This is a genomic window from Thermodesulfovibrio sp. 3462-1, from assembly GCF_040451425.1.
Taxonomy (GTDB): domain Bacteria; phylum Nitrospirota; class Thermodesulfovibrionia; order Thermodesulfovibrionales; family Thermodesulfovibrionaceae; genus Thermodesulfovibrio; species Thermodesulfovibrio obliviosus.
Map to the genome: position 1 here is coordinate 90,236 of NZ_CP144374.1, position 20,933 is coordinate 111,168.

Genomic DNA, 20,933 nt, shown 5'->3' on the forward strand with positions numbered 1-20,933 from the left:
ACATTGATGCGGTAAAACTCTTGAAAAACTACAGTATGACAATTTTGCGAAGGTCTAAAAAGTGATTTCTTGTAAACCCTTGATAATTCTTGATGGACGGTAGGGGACTTGAACCCCCGACCTCCAGAGTGCGATTCTTATTCAGGCACTTTCTTATGTTATCCCATGTTGTCTTTTCTTAGAAAAATCAAAGAGTTTGCAAAATAGCATTTACCCCTGTTTGCCCTCATTTTTTATTGCTTACTTCACAATTACTTCACATTTTTTAGTATTACTTCACATTGGTTTTTCCTATAGTAAAGATAGATTTTTTCTATGAAAGGGTATTTTTAGCTTTTGTAATTCTCAAACATTTAACAAAGTTAACTTATACAAAAGAATTTATGTAAATAGAAATAGTATTTGTAGAAAGCCCTGTTTTTTTGGGGGTGAAGTAAGGGGGCAGACAGGCAGCTAAACACATCCAACTGTGTTTTTATGCTTAGACTATGTTTCCTGCAGGAGATACTACAGGACTTCTTGTTGGATACTCTATTAGATAGATAGAGATAGAACTCAGGGCTAACTAAGAAAAGGCATAATTATTTTTTTTAAGCTTATTTCTTATTGCTGTGTTTTTGTTTTAATAGGAGCAAACACCTGAGGATATTTTTCTCTAATTTCATACACAAGTCTTTCTATGACTTCTATGTTACAAACCTCTTCTTTAAGCAGTTCTCTTATGTTTTGTAATTCTGTTTGTATAGTTTCTCTTTCAGGATGCCTTTGTATTCTTTTTTGAATTATGCTTCTATACCTGTTTTTGCAAACAGGACAAAATAGGGCAGGACTAAAACAACGAGTGTTAAACCTGCTAAGGCAAAAGATGCAGATTGTAGTTTTTTCATAGATTGCTCTCCCTGTAAGTTTTGCAATATCTTGAAGTTCATCACCAATGATTTTTTTCAGCTTACCAATGTTGGTTAACTTTCCATCTTTGAGGCAACCTTCATTTAAAAGTCTTTTACGCAACTCGATACATTCATAGGTTAGAATGTCCAATTTGTCTGGCAATTTATCAGGAAGGGTTAAGAAGAAGTTTTTAAACCACCTTGTCGTATATATAATCATTACATGCTTAATCTCAGACTCTGTAATCTCAGGCTTTATGGTCTCAAGTTCAAAGAAAGAGACAACTTTTAAAATTTTCTCAAGCTCGTGTTTTTTATAATTACCAAGTGTCTTTCCTAAAAAAGTTTCAGCAAATAAAGGGATGAGGTCCCTTTCAAAATACTCATCTGGGTTGAAGTATCTCTCAGGGGTTAACTCTTCCTCTTTGAATCTCTTTTTTGAAAAGATTTCAGGAAATAAGGAAGCAAACTTTCTTCTGGAATGTCTTTCTAATTTTAGTCCTTCTTCATAAAGCTCTTTGACAATCTGTTCGTTTGAGGAAATATTCTCTATCAGGGCTTTCTTAAAGCTCTCTTTAATTTCAGGAACCTTAAAGAAGACTATCAAGAAAAGAAATACCCACCAAATAGAACTATCCTTTAAATTCCAGGCAAATGCTCCATCCTCAATATATCCAACTATGCAGTCTTCAGCTTTCCAACCAATCTCTTTATAAACCTCAGACAAAATCTTTAAGCAAACCTGCTTATTTACCTTCTTGGTGTAGCAAACCAATAAGTCCTCCCTGTTCCATTCAAGAGATATTAATCTTTTCGGTGTCCACCTCACTTTTTTATGTCCTCCCATCTTCTTTATTGTCTTTCTTAATTTTAACATAAAGACATAGACAAAAAACAAAAAAAAGGAGGTGGGAAAAATGTTTTACAGTTTGCGACAAAGAAAAGATGGCACTTTTGCAGTGAATGTCCCTACATGGGTGATAAAGCTGCTAAAGATGCAAATCGGGGATTATGTAGGGCTTGAAGTCAGAAGAGGTGCTATTGTCTTAAATCCAAAACAATACAGTGGCTTTACTTACAAACTAAGAAGAAACGGGAGGTATGCAGAGGTGGGAATCCCATCTTGGGTGGTGAAGCAGTTGAGGTTGAAAGCTGGAGATAAAGTAGATTTCTCCATACAAGGAGGTAAAGTTCTAATCACGCCAGTAAAGGAGGAGCTATCATGACATTGGAGGAACTTTTGAACAAATTAGAGGGGGTAAAAAAAGTGGGCAATAGCTACATGGCCTACTGCCCAGCACACAGTGATAAACATCAGTCATTAAGTGTAAAAGAAACTAATGGTAGAATCTTGCTACATTGCTTTGCAGGTTGCAGCCTCGAGAGTATTTTGGATGCCTTAGGACTGAAAGTTCAAGACTTATACACAAATCACAAAGAAAAATTTACAGAAGACAAAACAGAGGATAATGAAAAGAGGATAGTCGCAGTATACGACTATACAAATGAAACGGGGCAGCTGCTCTTTCAGGTTGTAAGATATGAGCCCAAGGACTTTAGGATAAGGCGCTTCGTGGATGGTAGGTGCGTATACAATTTAGGAGACGTGGAGCCTGTTTTGTACAAACTGCCAGAATTAATCAAATCTCAACAAGTGTTCGTTGCCGAGGGTGAAAAAGATGCTGACAATCTTGCCAAAATGGGGTTAACAGCGACGACAGCTCCGTTTGGCGCTGGAAAATGGAGAGCAAATTTTAATAAATACTTCATAGATAAGGACGTTATCATAGTTCCGGATTTTGATGAGGTGGGTATTCAACACTCCTTCAAGATAGAGGAGCAGCTAAAGCCAATAGCTAAGTCCGTAAAAATCTTGAATCCTGAGTCCTTAAATCTAAAAGAAAAGGGCGACATTTCGGACTGGATTGAAAGCGGAGGAACAAAAGAGCAGCTTCTTGAGATTCTTCAAGAAGAAAAAAATTTCTTAAGCAAGGAAAAATGGCAAAAGAAAAAAAAAGAAAAAGAAACTTTGAAGCTTCTAAACACAGTAATTGAAGAAATCTACGAGCCAAAAGCTATCGATTTCCATAATGGAGTTTTAACTTATGGAACTATCTGGAATTCCAAAAAAGTGCTAATCTCAAGCGATTACAAAGTTAAAGAAGTTGAGAACGCAAACTTTATGTGTTCCAACTTAACACCTGAAATTGCAAAAAGATTTCTTGAAAAGAAAGAAAAAGTAGATGGAGCTGGTCTTGTCCAGGAGCTTGCCAACTTTATTGGGAGTCACGTGTTCTTCACGGATGCAAACACTCCAATTTTTCTTGGGATGTGGGTTATTGGAACATACCTTCATCCGCTTTTTATTTACTACGGGTACCTTTGGATTACCTCACCAATGAAGAGGTGTGGCAAATCCTTGTTATTGGATATTTTGTCCTGTTTATGTTTCAATGCGACTCCACGATTAATAAGTCCATCAAGTGCCTCATTATTTAGACAGGTTGAGAGTGATTGTAATACTGTAATCCTTGATGAGATGGAGCGAATCAGAACAGATGATGTCGAAACCTACCATGATATTATCTCTCTACTTAATGGAGGATTCCAACAAAACTCAGTCATTCCACGAGTCAGTAAAGATAGAAGTCATACAATTCATTACTTCCGAGTCTACTCTCCAAAAGTAATTGCAGGGATTAATAAAGTTGCTGACACGATTGAAGATAGGGCGTTCAAAATCATCATGTCAAGGAAAAAAAAGAACGAAAGTGTTTGCAGATTTAACATCGTAAAAGAGAAAAAAAGAATTGATGAATTAAAGGCGAGGCTTTATTTGTTTTCCCTTAATTTTGCTGAGGAGATTTCTGACGTATACCACTCCGCTACAGGTGAATGGAAAGATATCTTTTCCCTTGATGACAGACTTCAAGATATCTCAGAACCAATTTTGTCCATTGCGTCAGTCATCGATGAAGCTTTTAAAAGCAATTTCTACGACAAAACCGTGGAGTTCATCCTCAAGAAAGGGAGGAAAAGAAGAGACGTTGAAGGAGAAAATTCAGTTAAAGCTTTCCTGGAGATATTGTCCTCGAAACTCACAGCAGGAGAAAACGAAATCTTTGTTCCCACTTCTGAGCTCTTAAGAGACGTTCAAAACGATGAAAATTTGAAATTTATTACGAGCGGCAAAAGACTGTCCCAGTTTATCTCAAATCTTAGCGAGGATGCTCCAACACCAATCCTAAAGCGTGGATTTGGAAGAGGATACCACGTAAAAAAAGAGTGGCTCGATGAGATGATGGAGAGATATTAATGAAAATTTTTGTTTTTAATGTATATTTCCGAAAACAAAGTGTTACATATGTTACATTTGGCATAAAATCAAGGGTTTGCGAGGATTTTTCAAAGTGTTACAGATACCCTTTTGTAACACTTCAAAAAAAGCCCGTAAACCTGCATAAAATCAACATTTGTAACATATGTAACACTTTGATTTGGGGTATATATATAAAAAGAAAAATTTTCACAAAAAGGAGGGTGTCTAAGGATGGGAGAGATAGCAAAAAGGGTAGTTGAAAAATTAGGGTTAAGTTATGATAAGAGGCTTGTTAGAGAAGAGACCGTTAAAGAAGAGATAGACTCTGCTGTCCTAAGAGAACAAGTTGACAAACTAATAGAAGAAACTCTTGAGAGGATAAACAAAAAATATACTCCAGGGCTTATTGAGTGGGCTAAGAAAAATGAACCTGACATTTGGAAAAAGATTTTAGAGATTGAAGAAAGGATAAACTTCTTCTTTAAGCCTAACGTCTCTTTTACGCAGAAAAGCTTTAAAGAGCTAAAGGACATATTAGGAGAGTATGAAAGCCTCTACCTTCTTCTTTGTGGTTATAGAGAGCAGGCAGAGCAAACTGTAACCTCAACTAATGATAAACTTGATGAAGATATTTATCTATGGGAGGCAAACAACAAACTCAAACCTAAAGAACCAAAAACTTTAAAACACTCTTTAGAAGTGTTTAATGAAGTTGTAAATGCAGAAACTAAACAGGAAGATAAACAAAAGACTCGTATACCTCAACCAACCGCTCAACATAAAGAAGGCATCAATCTCAACAGACCTTGTGTTATATGTGGAAGTGACAGTTGGATAATTCTTAAGCCTAATCAAAGACACTCAGCCATAGAATGTTTAAATTGTGGGCATATTGAGCTCCATATCTTTAACAAGGGTGGCCAATATGATTTGTAAGAACTGCAATAAAGAATTTACTCCTACAAGACAGAACAGAAGCTTTTGCTCTTATTCTTGTAGGACAGAGTATAGAGATAGATACCTGAAAGCTTATGCTAAGCAATACAGAGCTAAAAATAGACTTCAGAACTCATTTAAATGCCTTTCTAAGCCTGTAAACAGTATAGGCAAGGAATTTATCTTTGATGACTGCTGTAATGCAGAGATGAAAAAGAAAACAGGCTACTGTATTACTCTTTATGAACCATACTTCCTTTTTAAAGGCAATTGCTCTCAATGCAGGATTTATCAAGCTTTCAAAATAAAGGGGAGTATTAATGGAAATAAAGCTTACAGAAGAAGAACTCAATAAGCTTGCTGAGTTAGTTGCAGATAAACTTAAGGATAAAATAGCTGAGTTAATTAATAAGCAAGATGAGGTCTTAAGCTTTACTGAGGCTTGCTCTTATCTTAAGTGTCCTTCTTCCTGGCTATACAAGGCAGTCTCTCAAGGCAAGGTTCCTCATATAAAAGCTGGAAAATACTTGAAGTTTAGAAAGTCTGAGCTTGACAGTTGGTTAAAAAGAAGGTCAAAGTAATACTTCACAATTTACTTCACAGTCTTTGTAAGTGATTGATTTATAAAGACAAAACAGTAGGGCTCTTGATTAGTCATCTGAGGATTTATATAATAAAAAAACAGATAAAAAAATAGAGATAAAAAGAAAAGCTTTTTGGTTATATTGCTTTAGCAAAAATAAAAATGGAGGTTTTAAAATGCGAGAACTAAAAACCATTTCACCAAAACCAATTGTATTATGTAGTGCCTTGATTTTTTTATTAGCAGGTTGCACTCAATATGTGTGGAAAGCCCCGCCAGGAAAGGGCTATTTTGAAGCAACACTTGATTATCAAGAATGTCAAAACTATGCTAATACCCTTTATCCCCAAAAGCCTTTACCAGAGCCCGAAATAAGTGGATATAACTGCTCCGGGAGCAGTCATGGTAGCACTTATTATTATAGCTTTGGAAGCTCAAGCTCTTACTCAAACTATAATCTCCAATGTAAGCCAGTATATGACTACACTAAAAGAAATTGGGCACAAATAGGCGAAAATATAAAAGCGATTGCAAGAGATAAGGCATTTAGAGAATGTATGGAAGGAAAAGGATATAGGTATGAACCAAAAGAATAATACAAAGAGCCGTTCAATATTAAAGGAGAGGAGGTAAGTACAAATGAGAAAAATAAGTAGTATAGCCTGCGTTGTTTTTGTATTCTTAGCTTTTTTCCTATCAAGGTCAGCCTTCTGTTTTGACAGTAGTTTTAGTGATTTCGGTGACTACGGAACAACAAAAGAAGATAGACTAAGATACAACCCTTTTGAAAACGAATGGAGTTATGAACCTGAAGATGCTCGCTTGAAGTACAACCCTTTTGAAAACGAATGGAGTTATGAACCTGAAGATGCTCGCTTGAAGTACAACCCTTTTGAAAACCGTTGGGAGTGGGCGCATTAATGAAACACAGAGGCATTTATAAGCGTGGTAGAATTTATTGGATTTGTTATGTAGATGCAGTAGGCAAGCTAAGAAGAGAAAGCACAAAGTCAACCAACGTTCACACTGCTATCAGTCTTCTTGCTAAGAGAAGGGCTGAGGTAATGGAAGGCAAGCTTCCAGTTACAACCATTAAGAAGTATACATTCCAGGAACTTGCAGAAAGGTATACAGAGTATGTCTCTATTCAGAGAAGCTATAGGAAATTTAAAAGCTATATCATTCAGAGGCTAAAAGAAAGATTTGCTGATATGCCACTTAAAGCATTTAACACACAGATTGTTGAACAACTGCAAGTTGACCTTATAAAAGAAGGTAGGAAACCAGCAACAATTAACAGAACAATAGCTGTTCTTAAACATATGCTGAGAAAGGCTCAAGAATGGGACATGATAGAAGAGGAAATCTTAAAGAGAGTCAGAAAAGTTGGCACTCTAAAAGAAAACAACCAAAGGTTAAGATACCTTACAGAGGAAGAAATACAGAAACTGCTTTCATGTTGCGATAAGCATCTTTATCCGATTGTATTAACTGCACTGTCAACAGGTATGAGAAAAGAAGAAATCCTGAGCTTAAAATGGGATAACATAGACTTAAAGAATGGCTACATCCATGTAGAAAAGACAAAAAATGGTGAAAGAAGAGATATTCCAATTAATGCAACTCTCTTTAAAACCCTGAGAGAACTTTACATTAACAGAAGGATTGATACTCAGTATGTCTTTGTAAACCCTGAAACAGGCACAAGATACTATGACATCAAAAGAGCCTTTAGAACAGCACTAAAGAAAGCTAAGATTGAGGATTTCCGCTTTCATGACCTAAGACACACATTTGCAAGCCACCTTGTAATGAAAGGAGTTGACCTAACAACAGTCAAAGAACTCTTAGGACATAAAGAACTAAGAATGACCTTAAGATACTCTCACTTAGCACCTGAACATAAAAACAGAGCAATAGCTTGTCTTGATGGTTTGTTTTCAACAACTGTGAATTCTACTTCACAATTACTTCACAATTTTTAATTTTTAAGGAAGTGTGATTTCTTGTAAACCCTTGATAATTCTTGATGGACGGTAGGGGACTTGAACCCCCGACCTCCAGAGTGCGATTCTGGCGCTCTCCCAACTGAGCTAACCGCCCGCTTTGTTTTATAATATTTTATCAAAAAATTTCTAAGGAGGAACAGATGAACTGGCAGGATGTGAAAAAAAATGCAAAAGAAAAGTTAAAACCTTACTGCCGTGTATGTCCTATTTGCAATGGCATTGCCTGTGCAGGAGAAGTCCCGGGTATGGGTGGCGTTGGAACAGGCTCTTCTTTCAAAGCCAATATTGAAGCTTTACACAAGATCAAACTCAATCTTTCCACTATCCATAATGTAAGAGAACCTGATACAGCTATTGAAATTTTTGGTCAAAGTCTTTCCCTTCCTGTAATGGCTGCACCAATCACAGGAACAACATACAACATGGGAGGTGCAATTACAGAAGAGGTTTATTGTGAAGAGGTAATTGCAGGCTCTATTATGGCAGGAACAATTGGCTGGACAGGTGATGGAGCAGATCCATTAATGTATGGAAGTGGAATTAATGCAATTAAGAAAAATAATGGTAAAGGAATTCCTATAATTAAGCCAAGAGCACAGGATGAGATAATCAAAAGAATAAAGCAGGCTGAAGATGCGGGAGCAAGAGCAGTGGGAGTTGATATTGACGGAGCAGGACTTATTACAATGGCACTGAAGGGACAGCCTGTCAGTCCAAAATCTCCAAAGGAGATTGAAGAACTCGTTAAGGCAACCTCTCTTCCATTTATTCTCAAAGGAATAATGACTTTGAGAGAAGCTGAAATTGCTTACAACGTGGGTGCTTCAGCAATTGTTGTATCAAATCATGGTGGAAGAATTCTTGACCACACTCCAGGTGTTGCAGAGGTTCTGCCAGAAATTGCTGAAAAATTTAAAGGTAAAATTAAAATTATTGCAGATGGAGGAGTTCGTTCAGGAGTTGATGTGCTTAAGCTTCTTGCTCTTGGAGCAGATGCTGTGCTTATTGGAAGACCAGTTGTTGTAGCGGTTTTTGGTGGTGGAAGAGAAGCTCTTAAGCTTTATTTTGACAATATAAAGAATGAGCTTAAACAGGCAATGCTTCTTACAGGTGTTGCCTCAGTAAAGGATGTTCCAAGAGCTATTTTAAGGTTCTAATTTTATGCTGCTCAGGCATATTGCCTGGGCGGCTATTCCTTCACCTCTTCCAATAAATCCCATGCCTTCAGCTGTTTTTGCTTTGATGTTTACTTTTAATCCAAGTTTTTGAAAGTTTTGTACCATTCTCGGTATATAAGGGCTGAGTTTTGGTTTTTCAGCAAATATTATGCAGTCAATCCATAATGGTTCAATTTTTTGCTCATGCACAAGTTTTAAAGTTTTCTCAAGTAAAACAAAGCTTGAAATATCCCTATATTGAGGATCTGTATCAGGAAAATGTGTTCCTATGTCACCTGCTCCTGCTGAGCCAAGTATTGCATCAATTATTGCATGAACTAAAACATCGGCATCTGAATGCCCTTCAAGTCCTTTTTCATAAGGTATTTCAATTCCTCCGATAATAAGTTTTCTTCCTGAGACAAGCCTGTGACTGTCATGTCCTATACCAACTCTTATATTTAAGATTGAAGACTGAAGATTGTTTAAATAAAGTGATTTCATTTTTTCCAGGTCCTGCCTTGTTGTTATTTTAATGTTTTTTTCATCACCTTCTACAGTATAAATTGTGCCACCATATCTTTCTATTAAAAAGGCATCATCCGTTCCATAAACTCCTTCTCTGTAAGCTTTTTCGTAAACCTTAAGAATCTTTTTAAACCAAAATGCCTGAGGCGTTTGCACTGTTCTTAGAATTTCTCTATTAAGCGTTCCGCCAACAATGTTTTTACTTTTAATCCATTTAACTGTATCGGTTATTCTTGTTACCGGGATTACACCGTCAATCTGTGGACTCATGGCATAAAACACCCTTTCTACCAATTCTTTACTGACCAATGGACGGACTGCATCATGAATTAAAACAACTTCTGTATCCTCTGGCATTACTTTCAAGGCATTGTAAACAGAGTCCTGTCTTTCCTTTCCACCTTCAACAATTTCTTTAACTTTTTTAATGTTAAAAATTTTTAGATAAGAGCGTACTTTTTGGACTGCATCTTTTCTTGTTACGATCCATATATCATTGATAAACTCAAGATTGTCAAAAGCTTGAACAGCCCATATAAAAATTGGTTTGTCATTTACTTCAAAAAATACTTTATCTGGCGAGCCAAATCTTTTCCCTAAGCCAGCTGAAACAATTATAGCGCTACACTTCATGATGCGGTTCAGATGCCTCAGCCTTTGGTTTGCCAAATATCATTCTTCCAGTTCCTGTTTGTAAAACACTGTGAATTACCACATCAATAGTCTTACCAATATATTGTTTCCCTTCCTCAACAACCACCATTGTTCCGTCATCAAGATAAGCAACTCCCTGCTCAGGCTCTTTACCTTCTTTAACTATAAAGAGTTTTAGAACCTCACCTGGAAGCACAGGAGGTCTCATTGCCTGAGCAAGTTCATTCATATTCAGTACAGGCACTCCTCTTAATTGAGCAATTTTTATGAGATTTAAATCATTTGTAATCAGTGTGCCTTTAAGAATTCTTGTAATTTCAACGAGTTTTATATCAACTTCCTTTATTTCAGGAATGTCTTTTTCCACAATCTCAAATCTTATTTTTTCAGCACTCTTAATTTTCTGAAGCACATCAAGTGCTCTTCTGCCTTTTGCTCTTCTCAGAGGATCTGGGGAGTCTGCAATATACTGGATTTCTTTTAAAACAAATCTTGGAATCAATAATGTGCCTTTTATGAAACCTAACTCTACAAGATCTGCAATTCTGCCATCTATGAGAACATTAGTATCAAGGATTTTAGGCTCTTGCCAGATAGCTTCTTTTTTAATTATCCATAGAATATCTGCAATTTTTATTGTCTGAGCTTTTTTTAAACCAAAAATTGCACCAGCATATCCAAAACCTGTAATAATGCTGAAAACAATAAATTTCAGATCATAGAAAATTAACAGAGGAATGCTTAAAAGAAGTCCTGTTAAAATTCCGAAAAAAAGCCCTAAAAATCCAAACAGTATTTGCGAACTATTCATTTTTTTGAAATTTGAGTATATGAAAAGCAGTAAAAAAATGCTTCCTGATAAGACAATCAGGCTTTTTATAATGGGATTGATGAAAAATGACTCACTTAAGGTGAAAAAACTAACAATACCAATAGTTATCACAAAAAGAAGAACTAACAGGCTCATGATCCCAGAATCATATAAAATTTTTTACCGCCTCTGTTTATCAGCACAAGAACATCAGGTCTTGAGATTCTCCGTATTGCCTTTTGAAAATCAGATGCAGAAACTATTCTTTGTCTTTCAATCTCCATTATTAAGTCTCCCTTTCTAAGTCCTGTGGTTTCAGCTGGTGAGCCAGGTTCAATTTTATAAACAACAACTCCTCGGTCTTCTAAATCTACTCCAATCTGTTTCGCCATTGATGGGTCAAGGTCAATTACTGATAGTCCTTTAAAGGGATTTTCAGGCTTTCCTGTTGATTTTTTTAAAATTTTTGTATCCTGAATCTGTTCTGAAGGAATTTGAGCAATTGTAACTGGTAGTGTATAAATCTGACTATCTCTGAAAATTTTTAGATTCACAATTGAGCCAATTTTACTTTGAGCTACAAGATTTCTAAGTATAGCACTTTCTGTTATTTGTTTGCCATCATATTCCAGAATTATGTCACCTCTGCGGAGTCCTGCTTTGTAAGCAGGTGAATTTTTTGTTACATCTGTAATGATAACTCCATATGCTTCTTTTAAATTAAATCTCTCAGCAAGCTCAGCTGTTAAGTCCTGAACCATTATTCCTATCCAGCCTCTTATTACCCTGCCTTCCTTTATTAAACTGTCTTTTATTATACGAGCCATATTACTTGGAACAGCAAATCCTATTCCCTGATATCCTCCAGTTTTTGAAAATATTGCTGTATTTATCCCTATAATTTCTCCTTTTATGTTTACAAGTGGGCCTCCTGAATTGCCTGGATTAATTGCTGCGTCTGTTTGGATAAAGTCTTCATAGTCTGCTATTCCCACATCTGCTCTTCCTGTAGCGCTTATTATTCCCATTGTAACAGTGTGAGTTAATCCATAGGGATTGCCAATGGCAAGGACAAAATCTCCTACCTGAAGTTTGTCACTATCTCCCCATGGAGCAACTGGTAAATCCTTTGCATTTATTTTAATTACTGCAAGATCGGTTTTAGGATCAGCACCAACTAAAGTGGCTTTAAATGTTCTTCTATCATAGAGAGTTACTTTTATGTCTTCTGCCTGTTCAATAACATGATAATTTGTAAGGATGTATCCATCAGTTGAAACAACTACTCCTGAGCCCATGCTCATTTCTTTCCATTTTTTACCTTGAGAATTTCCAAAAGGTGGTAAGAATTCAAAAAGATCTTCAAGTGTTGGCGGATTCTGGACAGTCCTTGTTGTAGAGATGTTTACAACTGAAGGAGAAACTGCTTTTACTATCTCAGCAAAGCTTTTAACAGGCTCAGCAATATCTCTATAAATAGGGATAGACTGTCTTGTTGTGGTTATGAGATAAAATAATGTTATCCCACTTAAACATCCAATGATGAAAGTTAAAATGATTAAAGCAAGTTTTTTTCTTGTCATTTTATCCTCTTTTAACCATTTTCCTGATCTCTCCAATCCTTAGAGTTATTTTATGGGAATCAAGATGCTCAAGATATGCTATAGCATATCTTCTTGTTGTATTAAGAAGATTTCTGAATTCAGAAACTGTCATCTCATTCTTTTTTGAAAAGAAATCTTTAAGCAGTTCAAGCATTTTGTTATAACTTTCCACTGGAAGATACAAAGAGTCATTTATTCGAACTATCTTTCCTTTCTTAACAATTATTTTCAATATGTCTGATAACTTTGATTCAGAGATTGAGAGTTTTTGAGCAATCTCTTCTTTAAGTGGAGGTTGAAATTCTCTTTGAAGTTCTCTTATTATTCTTTCCTCAAGCACGGGATCAATCTCTTCCCTCTGGGCTGACTTAAGCTTTACTGTGTTGCCTTCCACTGAAATTTCTTCAATATAGGGCAAAAGCATTAAAAGCTCAGAATCAACAGAGAGTTTTGTTTTCAGCTCTTCCTTGGGTAAACCTTCCTTAAATGGATTGGTTTGATGGAATTCTTTAAGTAAATTTAATAGAGATGATTTGAAATTATTGAAAACATCTATATGGAAAAGCTGATTTTCCGCCTTTATAATCTTTCGTTTTTCAAGAAGTTCATCTATGGCTTTTTTAATCTCTTTTAAATCTGCATTTATCCAGCCTTCAAGCTCAGATATTGAGACCCCCTTAAATGCCTTCCTTTTAATCTTGATTTCTATCTTTTGTGAAAGACTGCCACTGGAAAGCAATTCAAGATGCTCAGATTGTATTTCTCTCTTTTTTCTTGGTGGATCAGGATCAAGAACAATTCCTCCACCAAGAGTTTCAAGTGGAGAAAATCTTCGAAAAATAAATTTATCCTGAGCCATTGCCACTATGGGTTCCTGCAACTTCACATAAGCAAAGCTTTCTTCTTCAGGTAAAATTTCAGCTTTGTTGAAAAGCTTTATCCTGCCTACAGTTTCAGATGTAGTAAGATAAAAATGAATGGGGGCTCCGTTTTTGAGGGGACTTACATCTTTTAAAAGCTTTATCTTTACTTCCAGAAATGTAGTTAGTTTAAGTTTTTGAGGAATACTGACAACATCTCCTCTTTTAAGGTCTTCTTTTGATACTCCCTGAAGATTTATTCCAACTCTTTGTCCGGCATACGCTTCATCAAGTTTTTCTCCATGACTCTGAAGTCCTCTTATCCTTGAACTAATTCTTGCTGGAAGAATTTCTACAGGGGAGTCAACAGAGATTTTTCCTGAAAGAACTGTTCCTGTAACAACAGTTCCAAAACCCTTTAATGTGAAAACCCTGTCAATGGGCATTCTGAATATTCCACCAGTTGATTTTTCTTCAACTGATAAAGCGAGTTGTCTGATTTTTTCCTTTAAAAGCTCAATATTGTATCCAGTTTTAGCTGAAACTGGTATTATTTGAGCATTTTCAAGAAATGTTCCTTTAACAGCTTCCTTTACATCTTCTTTTGCAAGTTCTATTGTTTCTTCATCAACAAGATCTACTTTATTCAGAGCAATCAATCCTGATTTTATTTTTAACAAATCGCATATTGCCAGGTGTTCTTTTGTCTGAGGCATAACTCCTTCATCTGCAGCAACTACCAGCATTACTATATCAATTCCACCAACTCCTGCAAGCATGTTTTTGATGAGTCTTTCATGTCCTGGTACATCAACTATGCCAACAATCAGGTCTGGATATCTTATGTTTGCAAAACCAAGATCAATTGTTATACCTCTTTCTTTTTCCTCTTTTAGTCTGTCAGGATCAATTCCAGTTAATGCTTTTACTATAGCACTTTTACCGTGATCAATATGTCCTGCTGTGCCAAGAATTACTTTTTTCATCTGCTGAACTGAACGAAGTTTTTAAGAAGTGTAAGTCCTGTTTTCTGTGATTTTTCAGGATGAAACTGGGTGGCAAAAATATTCTCATAAATTATCATTGATGTAAAATCTGTGCCATAATCTGTAACTCCAGCAATAATCCTTTCGTCTTCTGGGACAACATAGTAAGAGTGAACAAAATAAAAATAGGAATTATCAGGAATGCCTTCCAGTATTTTGTTTTTTCTTTTGAATTTAACTACATTCCATCCCATATGAGGGATTTTGTATTGTCTTGGAAGATTGAATCTTACAACCCTTCCTTTAAATATATCAAGCCCTTTGCAAAATCCGAACTCTTCAGATTCACTAAAAAGTATCTGCATTCCCAGACATATTCCAAGATAAGGTTTACCATTAACAATTTCTTCTTTTATTGTTTGTAATAGTCCCAATTCTGAAAGGTTTTCCATGCAGTCACGGAAAGCTCCAACTCCGGGAAGCACAATAGCTCGGGCATTTTTAATATCCTCTGCATTCTGAGTTATTTTTACCTGAGCTTCCACTGCCTCTAATGCCCTTGAAACGCTTCTTATATTTCCCATTCCATAGTCAACAACTGCTATCATTTTTAAAGTTTACCATAAAATAAAAAGTTTTTTTAAATTTTCCCAGTCTTCATATGGTTTAAACACGGCATTTTTAAAGGTTTGCACTCTGAGGCTTCCATCTGGTAATTCTTTAATCTGAATTGCTCCATCTTCATCAGTTCTATAAATCTTGCATATTTTATTTATATTTTCAACAACTTCTTTATGAGGATGTCCATAAGGATTTTGTTTTCCTGCACTTATTATGCAAATTTCAGGCTCTGTTACTTTATAAAATTCTGGATAAAAAGAGCGTTTACTTCCATGATGGGGAATTTTTACTACCTCTGATTTTAAGTAATTCACAGGAATTGTCTGTAAAGCATCAATCCCAGCATCTGATGTGAAAAGAAAAGTTTTTTTAAAACATTGAAATTTAAATATCAGGCTTACTTCATTGCTATCCCTTGATAAAGAGGGGCTCCAGAATCCCTTATAGGGATGAAGTACTGTAAAAGAGCAACTGCCTACTTTTAAAACATCGCCTCTTTCAAGATGTCTGATTAAAATATCATTGGCAGGCTCTTTGCTGTAATTAATATATCCTGTGTCCCATATTTCTTTTATCTGGAAGTTTTCTAAAATTCTTTCAAATCCTCCTGCATGATCCTTTTGTTCATGAGTAATAATCAATATCAGCTCTTTAACGTCATAGGCTTTAAGAAACTGTGTTGCCTCCCATCCTGTTTTCCCTGTGTCTATAAGAAAGAATCCAGATGGAGTTTTTAAAACCACTGATTCTGCCTGACCAACATCAAGAAATGTAATTTTTAAGCTTTCTTTGTCTTTAATATGCATAAAAAACGGGATTAAAATAGACGTTAAAACCAAAATCATAGAGAAACCAAGAATTAGTGTTTTCTTTTTCTTTAAACAATAAAAGCCGAATAGAGTAATAAAAACTGCCATATAGAAGATAGCCAGTGCCATAGGAGGAATTAGAGGAATCCATATAGATGAATATTTAAAAGAGGCAAGAGTATGCATTATTTTAAAAGAGAACTTTCCAATGAAATCAATTACTTCAGGCAAAGGATAATATCCTGTAATCAAAAAGACTACCACAAAAAATAAATGTAAAGGGAAAAGAACCATTCCAATTAAAACTCCTACTGTAAGGTTTGCCAAAGGAGATATCAGGGATAAATAGTGAAATCTGTAAACTATTAAGGGTGCTGTGATAACTGTTGCTGAAATGCTGATAAAAAGACTTAAAAGAAGATAAGAGATTTTTTTTGGAATTTTGTCTTTGAACTTTTTATAAATATCTGATGCAAAACCAATTCCTGCAGTGGCAAGAAAGCTAAGTTGAAAGGAAATATCTTTTATTGCTTGAGGTTGAAAAATTAAAATTATAAGGCATGCAAAGCTTACAGTAAAAATCCATAGGGATTTCCTCTCTGATAAGGCTCCTATCATGAAAAGTGTTGCCATAATAAAAGAGCGACTGGTTGGATAATTTGGTTCAACAATAAGAAAGTAGCATAAAATAACAGGGAATGTAAAAAAAGTGGCTAATTGGGAGGGTTTCCAGTAAAGGGTAATTTTTAACAGAACAGTGTATGGAAGCCTTTTAATGAGAAATTTAAATATCAAAAAACAGACTGTAAATAAAAGACTGAAATGGGCTCCTGATATACTTAGCAAATGAATAAGTCCTGTTTTTCTGAAGTCTTCTTGAATCTCTATTGGAATTGAAGTTCTTTCACCTGTTGTCATTGCAATGAGTGTTCCAGAAAGTTCTTTATTAATGGTTTCTGCAATTTTTTTGTTTATTTTTTCTCTTATTTTGTCAACTGCTGTCTTTTGAAAGTTTTCTTCCAGTTGTGCTGTTTTTAAAAAACAAAGGGGCTCTCCGTATTGGTAGGGATTTAAATGTTTTTTACCAATGATGCATTGGATTTTATAGGTTTGCCCTTCCTGAAGAGGCTCATTAGAGTAAAGTTTCAGTATTGTTTTTTTAGTATCAGAACTACAGCTAACTTTAAACTCATAGATATTGCCGCTTTTATTTTTTAAATAGCCTGTGAAGCTTATATTTTCTGGTTCTACAGTATCTTTACAATAAGTAATACTTATGTACAAAATTCCAAAAAGCATTGATATGAAAAGGAGTATCGCTATGAGCTTGTTATTTTTAAAGGCAAAAATTAAGAGAATTGAAAAAATTATTGTTATTACAGGGAAATAAGTAAAGAAATATCCCAGAAGAATTCCTGATACTAAACATGGAACAACGGGCATTAGTAGAGTTTTTGTTTTACTAACTCTTCCAGTTCCTCTAAAATCTTATTGGCCCTTCCTGGATCTTCTTCTTCCACCATAATTCTTATTTTTGGTTCTGTTCCTGATGGTCTTATAAGTATTCTTCCTTTTATTTCCTGTTGAAGCTTTGAGATTTTGAAATTTAAATCTTCAAGTTTTTTTATAGCCTCCTTTTTTGAAATTCTCTCAGGAATTCTAATGTTCTTTAAAAGTTGTGGATACCTTGATATTTCCTTTGTTAATTCACTGAGAAATTTACCATTTTTCATCATAATATAAGCCACCTGAACCGCTGTTATTGCTCCATCTCCTGTGCATGAATAATCAAGACATACGATGTGTCCTGACTGTTCTCCACCGAGATTATATCCACCTTTAAGCATTTCTTCCACAACATATCTGTCACCTACCTGTGTTCTTATAAGTTTTATTCCCTGTGTTTTTAGATAGTTTTCAACTCCGCTGTTTGTCATTACTGTTGCAACAACAGTGTTTTTCTTAAGCTTTTTTTGCTTTTTTAACTCTGTTGCCCATATACTGAGAATAATATCTCCATCAATAATGTTTCCCTTTTCATCAATAAGAATTGTTCTGTCTGCATCTCCATCATGAGCAATTCCAAGATTTGCCTGAGTTTCTATGACTTTTTTTATTAATTCCTGAGGATACAATGCTCCGCATTCTCTGTTTATATTCAGTCCATCAGGTTTATCATTGATTGTTATCACTTCTGCTCCAAGTTCACGGAAAAGTGTTGGAGTGATCTTGTAGGCAGCTCCATTGGCAGGATCAATTACTACTTTAAGTCCTTCAAAGGTAAAATTTTTTGGTAGAGTTGATTTAACAAACTCTATGTATCTTCCTACTGCATCTTCAATTCTAAAAGCTTTTCCAAGAGCCTTTGCTTGAGGCCTGCTTTGAGGAAAATCAGGTTCATTTAAAAATTTTTCAATAGTGTTCTCAATATCCTCAGACACCTTAAAGCCATCATTTGAAAATATCTTTATTCCATTATCAGGAAATGGATTGTGAGAGGCTGAAATTACCATGCCAGCATCTTGACGCATGCTTTTTACAAGGAAAGCAATCGCTGGAGTGGGAATTGGCCCAACAAGATAAACATCTCCTCCCATTGAAGTTATTCCTGCTGTTAAAGCTGATTCAATCATATAGCCTGAGATTCTTGTGTCCTTTCCAATAAGGATTTTTGGTTTATGAGAAATCCTTTGTTTTAAAATAAAACATAGAGACATCCCTACTTTCATGCATAATTCAGGTATCATTGGATACTGATTTATTGTTCCTCTAATTCCATCTGTGCCAAAAAGTTTCATCTCTTCCTCCCCAATTTGACATTTATATAAACTGTATCCTGGTCTGTTCTGAAGATTTTTCCTTCGGGATCTATTTTTGCCTGAATTTTCAGGTCTTCAGCGATACCTTCTATGTCCACTGGCTCAGTTTTAATTGAATGGATTTTGCTAAGTTCTTTTTTTGCTCCTTCTATTTTTATCGTAGAAGGCTCAGCAGTTACTGATACAACAGTAAATTCTTTTGCTGGATTCCCTGTTAGAACCACTCTTACAGGAACTGTTTTCTGCGATTTTTCATCCATATATATTTTTACCTGTGAAGGCTCAATCTTCAGAATTTCAACTCCTCTTGGCAGTTTTACTGAAGACTTTGTTATAGGGATTGAATTTTCACCGAGTTTAACATTGGTGAGATCAATTACTACTCTGATATTATTTTGCGTTAATTCTCGTAGAATTCTTTCTCTCGTAGAGATTGTTATTGTTACCTTTTTTACATTCTGTTTTAAAATCTCCATTTGTGATGGAGTATTTTTAAACTCAATAGGTACTTCAATAGATGTCTCTGTTTGCCCTCTAAATGTGACGAAAAACCATAGAAATATTGCTAAAGCAATAGATATTAGTTTAAATGTAAGATTTTCCGCTAAAAGTTTTTTTAAAATTCTGCCCATTTTCTCTCTCTTTCTGTTGTAAATAGATTTGTTAATTTCTCTCTCAGAGTTTCCATATCAAGGTTGCTAAAAAGCTCTCCGTTTACTGCTAAAGAGATGGCTCCTGTTTCCTCTGAAACTATAACAGCAACAGCATCTGTTTCTTCTGTAATACCAAGAGCAGCTCTATGTCTCGTCCCATATGTTTTCTTTAAGTCTGCTCCGAGCTTTATGGGAAGAAAACATCCAGCAGCTACTATTCTGTTCTTTTTTATGATTACAGCACCATCATGAATGGGGCTTGTAGGATGAAATATACTCATTAAAAGTTCTTTTGTAACTCTTGCTTCAAGAGGAACACCTATCTCAACATACTCATTGAGACTCACATTTCTTTCAAAAACAATTAAGGCACCTATTTTTTTATTAGCAAGCCCCTGAGATGCCTTAACTATTTCTTCAATTGTTTTCATTTCTTCTGCAGAACTAAATCTGTGCAGTAGTGGAGTCTCTCCCATCTGAGCGAGAGCTTTTCTTATTTCTGGCTGAAAGAGAATTATCAAAATTATCACTATCTGAGTCCAGAAACTCTGGATAAGCCAGTCAAGAGTATACAGTTCAAAAAATCTTGAAATTAAAGAAATCGCAAGAAGAACCCCAATTCCAATGAGCATTCTTGCAGCACGAGTTCCTTTAACGAGAATAAATATCTTGTAAATTATAAAAGAAACAATGGCTATATCAATTAAATCCTGCCATCTTAATTGTTCAAAAAACTTTTCCATATTTTTCAGGATAAAGCATCTTTATTAATTTTAATTGAAATATTTGCTTTCACCGCTTTTAAAAATGATTTAAAAAAAGTTTCATCAGATATATCAGCTTGATCCTTTGCTAACATAATAATTTGGAAAGTCTTCCCAATAGTGATTTGCCTTTGCAAAGAGGATTCATACTGCTGAGGAGTAATTCTGTTAAGTCTTAAAATTTGAAAATATATGTCTTTCTGGAAAATTCCATTTCGTTGAAATCTCGGATCATTAATAATTGCATCCTGAATTTCTCTTTCTGTTGCCTCTATCCCATATTTTTTTGCTAAATAAAGTAGCAGTTCTTCGTTAATTAAATCTTCAAGAACTTTCTCTTTCAAGTTCTGTTCCATTTCTGCGGCTTTGTCTTTAAATATTTCTCTGTAAAGTCTTCTTGTTGCTTCATATTCTCGCCAGAATCTTTCTGCTGTAATTTTCTGTCCTGCCACCTCTGCTACTACAGCAGAGTGCTGTTTATCAACACTTCCCACACCCCAGAATACAAAGGTAATAATTACAAGAAAAAACAGAAAATAGAAATATTTTGCATTTTTTCTGAGAGTTTTTATCACAGTGAACCTCCTTGAATAAATTAACTCTTTTACTTTAAAAGAATTTTTTAACATAAGGCAAGCTATGATATAATAAAAAAGCTCAAATCAAAATTTTATGAGGTGGATTGATGCCTATTTATGAGTATGAATGTAAAAAATGCGGAGAGGTTTTTGAATTACTTGTTTTTGGAAATAAAACTGTTTCATGCCCAAAATGTGGATCAGAGCAATTGATTAAGAAGTTTTCTCCTTTTGCCATGAAAGGAGTACAAAAAGGAAATTCCAAATGTTCTTCCTGCGGAGCCTCTTCGTGCAGTTCCTGTAAATAATTTATCAGTCTTTATTCATATATCAGAAGATTACAAAAAGGAGC

At 35.2% G+C, this 20,933-nt stretch carries 21 protein-coding genes and 1 tRNA gene; 10 read left to right on the forward strand and 12 right to left on the reverse strand.

Annotated elements, in window-relative coordinates; translation table 11 throughout:
- Positions 1 to 603 precede the first annotated feature (603 nt).
- Positions 604 to 1,767 (reverse strand): hypothetical protein, encoded by a 1,164-nt coding sequence (locus V4D31_RS00430; RefSeq protein WP_353686276.1) that lies wholly within the window; start codon positions 1,765 to 1,767, stop codon positions 604 to 606.
- A 40-nt stretch (positions 1,768 to 1,807) separates the two neighbouring features.
- Between V4D31_RS00430 and V4D31_RS00435 the strand changes: the two genes are divergently transcribed.
- The 8 genes from V4D31_RS00435 to V4D31_RS00470 all read left to right on the forward strand — a co-directional run bounded on the left by V4D31_RS00435 (position 1,808) and on the right by V4D31_RS00470 (position 7,713).
- Positions 1,808 to 2,116 (forward strand): AbrB/MazE/SpoVT family DNA-binding domain-containing protein, encoded by a 309-nt coding sequence (locus V4D31_RS00435; RefSeq protein ID WP_353686277.1) that lies wholly within the window; start codon positions 1,808 to 1,810, stop codon positions 2,114 to 2,116.
- The gene (locus V4D31_RS00440; RefSeq protein ID WP_353686278.1) at positions 2,113 to 4,206 is read left to right on the forward strand and encodes a hypothetical protein; all 2,094 of its coding nucleotides are present in this window, start codon (positions 2,113 to 2,115) and stop codon (positions 4,204 to 4,206) included. The genes V4D31_RS00435 and V4D31_RS00440 overlap by 4 nt, the downstream gene beginning before the upstream one ends.
- 234 nt (positions 4,207 to 4,440) lie before the next feature.
- On the forward strand, positions 4,441 to 5,145 hold the full coding sequence (locus tag V4D31_RS00445) for a hypothetical protein (protein ID WP_353686279.1): 705 nt from the start codon (positions 4,441 to 4,443) through the stop codon (positions 5,143 to 5,145).
- Positions 5,135 to 5,500, forward strand: coding sequence for a hypothetical protein (locus tag V4D31_RS00450; RefSeq protein ID WP_353686280.1), 366 nt, complete (start codon positions 5,135 to 5,137; stop codon positions 5,498 to 5,500). The genes V4D31_RS00445 and V4D31_RS00450 overlap by 11 nt, the downstream gene beginning before the upstream one ends.
- Entirely contained in the window at positions 5,466 to 5,726 is a 261-nt protein-coding gene (locus tag V4D31_RS00455) for a helix-turn-helix domain-containing protein (protein WP_353686281.1), read from the forward strand. The genes V4D31_RS00450 and V4D31_RS00455 overlap by 35 nt, the downstream gene beginning before the upstream one ends.
- Positions 5,727 to 5,904: 178 nt before the next feature.
- Positions 5,905 to 6,324: a hypothetical protein gene (locus V4D31_RS00460; protein WP_353686282.1), complete on the forward strand. Its 420-nt coding sequence runs from the start codon at positions 5,905 to 5,907 to the stop codon at positions 6,322 to 6,324.
- A 43-nt stretch (positions 6,325 to 6,367) separates the two neighbouring features.
- Positions 6,368 to 6,649 carry a hypothetical protein gene (locus tag V4D31_RS00465; protein ID WP_353686283.1) on the forward strand — a complete coding sequence of 94 codons (282 nt, stop codon included), beginning with the start codon at positions 6,368 to 6,370 and terminating at the stop codon, positions 6,647 to 6,649.
- Complete coding sequence (locus V4D31_RS00470; RefSeq protein WP_353686284.1) at positions 6,649 to 7,713, forward strand: site-specific integrase; 1,065 nt, start codon at positions 6,649 to 6,651, stop codon at positions 7,711 to 7,713. The genes V4D31_RS00465 and V4D31_RS00470 overlap by 1 nt, the downstream gene beginning before the upstream one ends.
- 45 nt (positions 7,714 to 7,758) lie before the next feature.
- Here V4D31_RS00470 and V4D31_RS00475 read toward each other — a convergent pair.
- Positions 7,759 to 7,831: transfer RNA gene (locus V4D31_RS00475), tRNA-Ala, on the reverse strand.
- Between the two features lie 46 nt (positions 7,832 to 7,877).
- Between V4D31_RS00475 and V4D31_RS00480 the strand changes: the two genes are divergently transcribed.
- A complete protein-coding gene (locus V4D31_RS00480) occupies positions 7,878 to 8,894 on the forward strand; it encodes an alpha-hydroxy-acid oxidizing protein (RefSeq protein WP_353686285.1) in 1,017 nt (338 codons plus the stop codon).
- Here V4D31_RS00480 and ispD read toward each other — a convergent pair.
- From ispD to V4D31_RS00530, 10 genes are all read right to left on the reverse strand, one after another.
- Complete coding sequence (gene ispD, locus V4D31_RS00485) at positions 8,883 to 10,055, reverse strand: 2-C-methyl-D-erythritol 4-phosphate cytidylyltransferase (protein ID WP_353686286.1); 1,173 nt, start codon at positions 10,053 to 10,055, stop codon at positions 8,883 to 8,885. The two genes, V4D31_RS00480 and ispD, sit on opposite strands and share 12 nt — an antisense overlap.
- Positions 10,045 to 10,887 carry a PIN domain-containing protein gene (locus V4D31_RS00490; RefSeq protein ID WP_353686287.1) on the reverse strand — a complete coding sequence of 281 codons (843 nt, stop codon included), beginning with the start codon at positions 10,885 to 10,887 and terminating at the stop codon, positions 10,045 to 10,047. The genes ispD and V4D31_RS00490 overlap by 11 nt, the downstream gene beginning before the upstream one ends.
- 152 nt (positions 10,888 to 11,039) lie before the next feature.
- Positions 11,040 to 12,470 carry a DegQ family serine endoprotease gene (locus tag V4D31_RS00495; RefSeq protein ID WP_353686288.1) on the reverse strand — a complete coding sequence of 477 codons (1,431 nt, stop codon included), beginning with the start codon at positions 12,468 to 12,470 and terminating at the stop codon, positions 11,040 to 11,042.
- A gap of 1 nt (position 12,471) precedes the next feature.
- Positions 12,472 to 14,337 carry a selenocysteine-specific translation elongation factor gene (gene selB, locus V4D31_RS00500; protein ID WP_353686289.1) on the reverse strand — a complete coding sequence of 622 codons (1,866 nt, stop codon included), beginning with the start codon at positions 14,335 to 14,337 and terminating at the stop codon, positions 12,472 to 12,474.
- Positions 14,334 to 14,945, reverse strand: a complete 612-nt coding sequence (gene hisH, locus V4D31_RS00505) for an imidazole glycerol phosphate synthase subunit HisH (protein ID WP_353686290.1) — start codon at positions 14,943 to 14,945, stop codon at positions 14,334 to 14,336. Before hisH ends, selB begins: the two co-directional genes overlap by 4 nt.
- A gap of 9 nt (positions 14,946 to 14,954) precedes the next feature.
- Entirely contained in the window at positions 14,955 to 17,210 is a 2,256-nt protein-coding gene (locus V4D31_RS00510) for a DNA internalization-related competence protein ComEC/Rec2 (protein WP_353686291.1), read from the reverse strand.
- The gene (glmM, locus tag V4D31_RS00515) at positions 17,210 to 18,565 is read right to left on the reverse strand and encodes a phosphoglucosamine mutase (RefSeq protein WP_353686292.1); all 1,356 of its coding nucleotides are present in this window, start codon (positions 18,563 to 18,565) and stop codon (positions 17,210 to 17,212) included. The genes V4D31_RS00510 and glmM overlap by 1 nt, the downstream gene beginning before the upstream one ends.
- Entirely contained in the window at positions 18,562 to 19,218 is a 657-nt protein-coding gene (locus V4D31_RS00520; protein ID WP_353686293.1) for a CdaR family protein, read from the reverse strand. The genes glmM and V4D31_RS00520 overlap by 4 nt, the downstream gene beginning before the upstream one ends.
- Complete coding sequence (gene cdaA / locus V4D31_RS00525; RefSeq protein WP_353686294.1) at positions 19,203 to 19,982, reverse strand: diadenylate cyclase CdaA; 780 nt, start codon at positions 19,980 to 19,982, stop codon at positions 19,203 to 19,205. The genes V4D31_RS00520 and cdaA overlap by 16 nt, the downstream gene beginning before the upstream one ends.
- Before the next feature lie 5 nt (positions 19,983 to 19,987).
- On the reverse strand, positions 19,988 to 20,578 hold the full coding sequence (locus V4D31_RS00530; RefSeq protein ID WP_353686295.1) for a SurA N-terminal domain-containing protein: 591 nt from the start codon (positions 20,576 to 20,578) through the stop codon (positions 19,988 to 19,990).
- Between the two features lie 110 nt (positions 20,579 to 20,688).
- On the opposite strand from V4D31_RS00530, the gene V4D31_RS00535 reads away from it, so the two are divergent.
- Positions 20,689 to 20,889, forward strand: coding sequence for a zinc ribbon domain-containing protein (locus tag V4D31_RS00535; RefSeq protein WP_353686296.1), 201 nt, complete (start codon positions 20,689 to 20,691; stop codon positions 20,887 to 20,889).
- The last annotated feature ends 44 nt before the right edge of the window (positions 20,890 to 20,933 follow it).

Coding starts and splice junctions, on each gene's coding strand:
- V4D31_RS00430 (WP_353686276.1), bottom strand. CDS start 1,767: ATGTTAAAATTAAGAAAGACAATAAAGAAGATGGGAGGACATAAAAAA.
- V4D31_RS00435 (WP_353686277.1), top strand. CDS start 1,808: ATGTTTTACAGTTTGCGACAAAGAAAAGATGGCACTTTTGCAGTGAAT.
- V4D31_RS00440 (WP_353686278.1), top strand. CDS start 2,113: ATGACATTGGAGGAACTTTTGAACAAATTAGAGGGGGTAAAAAAAGTG.
- V4D31_RS00445 (WP_353686279.1), top strand. CDS start 4,441: ATGGGAGAGATAGCAAAAAGGGTAGTTGAAAAATTAGGGTTAAGTTAT.
- V4D31_RS00450 (WP_353686280.1), top strand. CDS start 5,135: ATGATTTGTAAGAACTGCAATAAAGAATTTACTCCTACAAGACAGAAC.
- V4D31_RS00455 (WP_353686281.1), top strand. CDS start 5,466: ATGGAAATAAAGCTTACAGAAGAAGAACTCAATAAGCTTGCTGAGTTA.
- V4D31_RS00460 (WP_353686282.1), top strand. CDS start 5,905: ATGCGAGAACTAAAAACCATTTCACCAAAACCAATTGTATTATGTAGT.
- V4D31_RS00465 (WP_353686283.1), top strand. CDS start 6,368: ATGAGAAAAATAAGTAGTATAGCCTGCGTTGTTTTTGTATTCTTAGCT.
- V4D31_RS00470 (WP_353686284.1), top strand. CDS start 6,649: ATGAAACACAGAGGCATTTATAAGCGTGGTAGAATTTATTGGATTTGT.
- V4D31_RS00480 (WP_353686285.1), top strand. CDS start 7,878: ATGAACTGGCAGGATGTGAAAAAAAATGCAAAAGAAAAGTTAAAACCT.
- ispD (WP_353686286.1), bottom strand. CDS start 10,055: ATGAAGTGTAGCGCTATAATTGTTTCAGCTGGCTTAGGGAAAAGATTT.
- V4D31_RS00490 (WP_353686287.1), bottom strand. CDS start 10,887: ATGAATAGTTCGCAAATACTGTTTGGATTTTTAGGGCTTTTTTTCGGA.
- V4D31_RS00495 (WP_353686288.1), bottom strand. CDS start 12,470: ATGACAAGAAAAAAACTTGCTTTAATCATTTTAACTTTCATCATTGGA.
- selB (WP_353686289.1), bottom strand. CDS start 14,337: ATGAAAAAAGTAATTCTTGGCACAGCAGGACATATTGATCACGGTAAA.
- hisH (WP_353686290.1), bottom strand. CDS start 14,945: ATGATAGCAGTTGTTGACTATGGAATGGGAAATATAAGAAGCGTTTCA.
- V4D31_RS00510 (WP_353686291.1), bottom strand. CDS start 17,210: ATGCCCGTTGTTCCATGTTTAGTATCAGGAATTCTTCTGGGATATTTC.
- glmM (WP_353686292.1), bottom strand. CDS start 18,565: ATGAAACTTTTTGGCACAGATGGAATTAGAGGAACAATAAATCAGTAT.
- V4D31_RS00520 (WP_353686293.1), bottom strand. CDS start 19,218: ATGGGCAGAATTTTAAAAAAACTTTTAGCGGAAAATCTTACATTTAAA.
- cdaA (WP_353686294.1), bottom strand. CDS start 19,982: ATGGAAAAGTTTTTTGAACAATTAAGATGGCAGGATTTAATTGATATA.
- V4D31_RS00535 (WP_353686296.1), top strand. CDS start 20,689: ATGCCTATTTATGAGTATGAATGTAAAAAATGCGGAGAGGTTTTTGAA.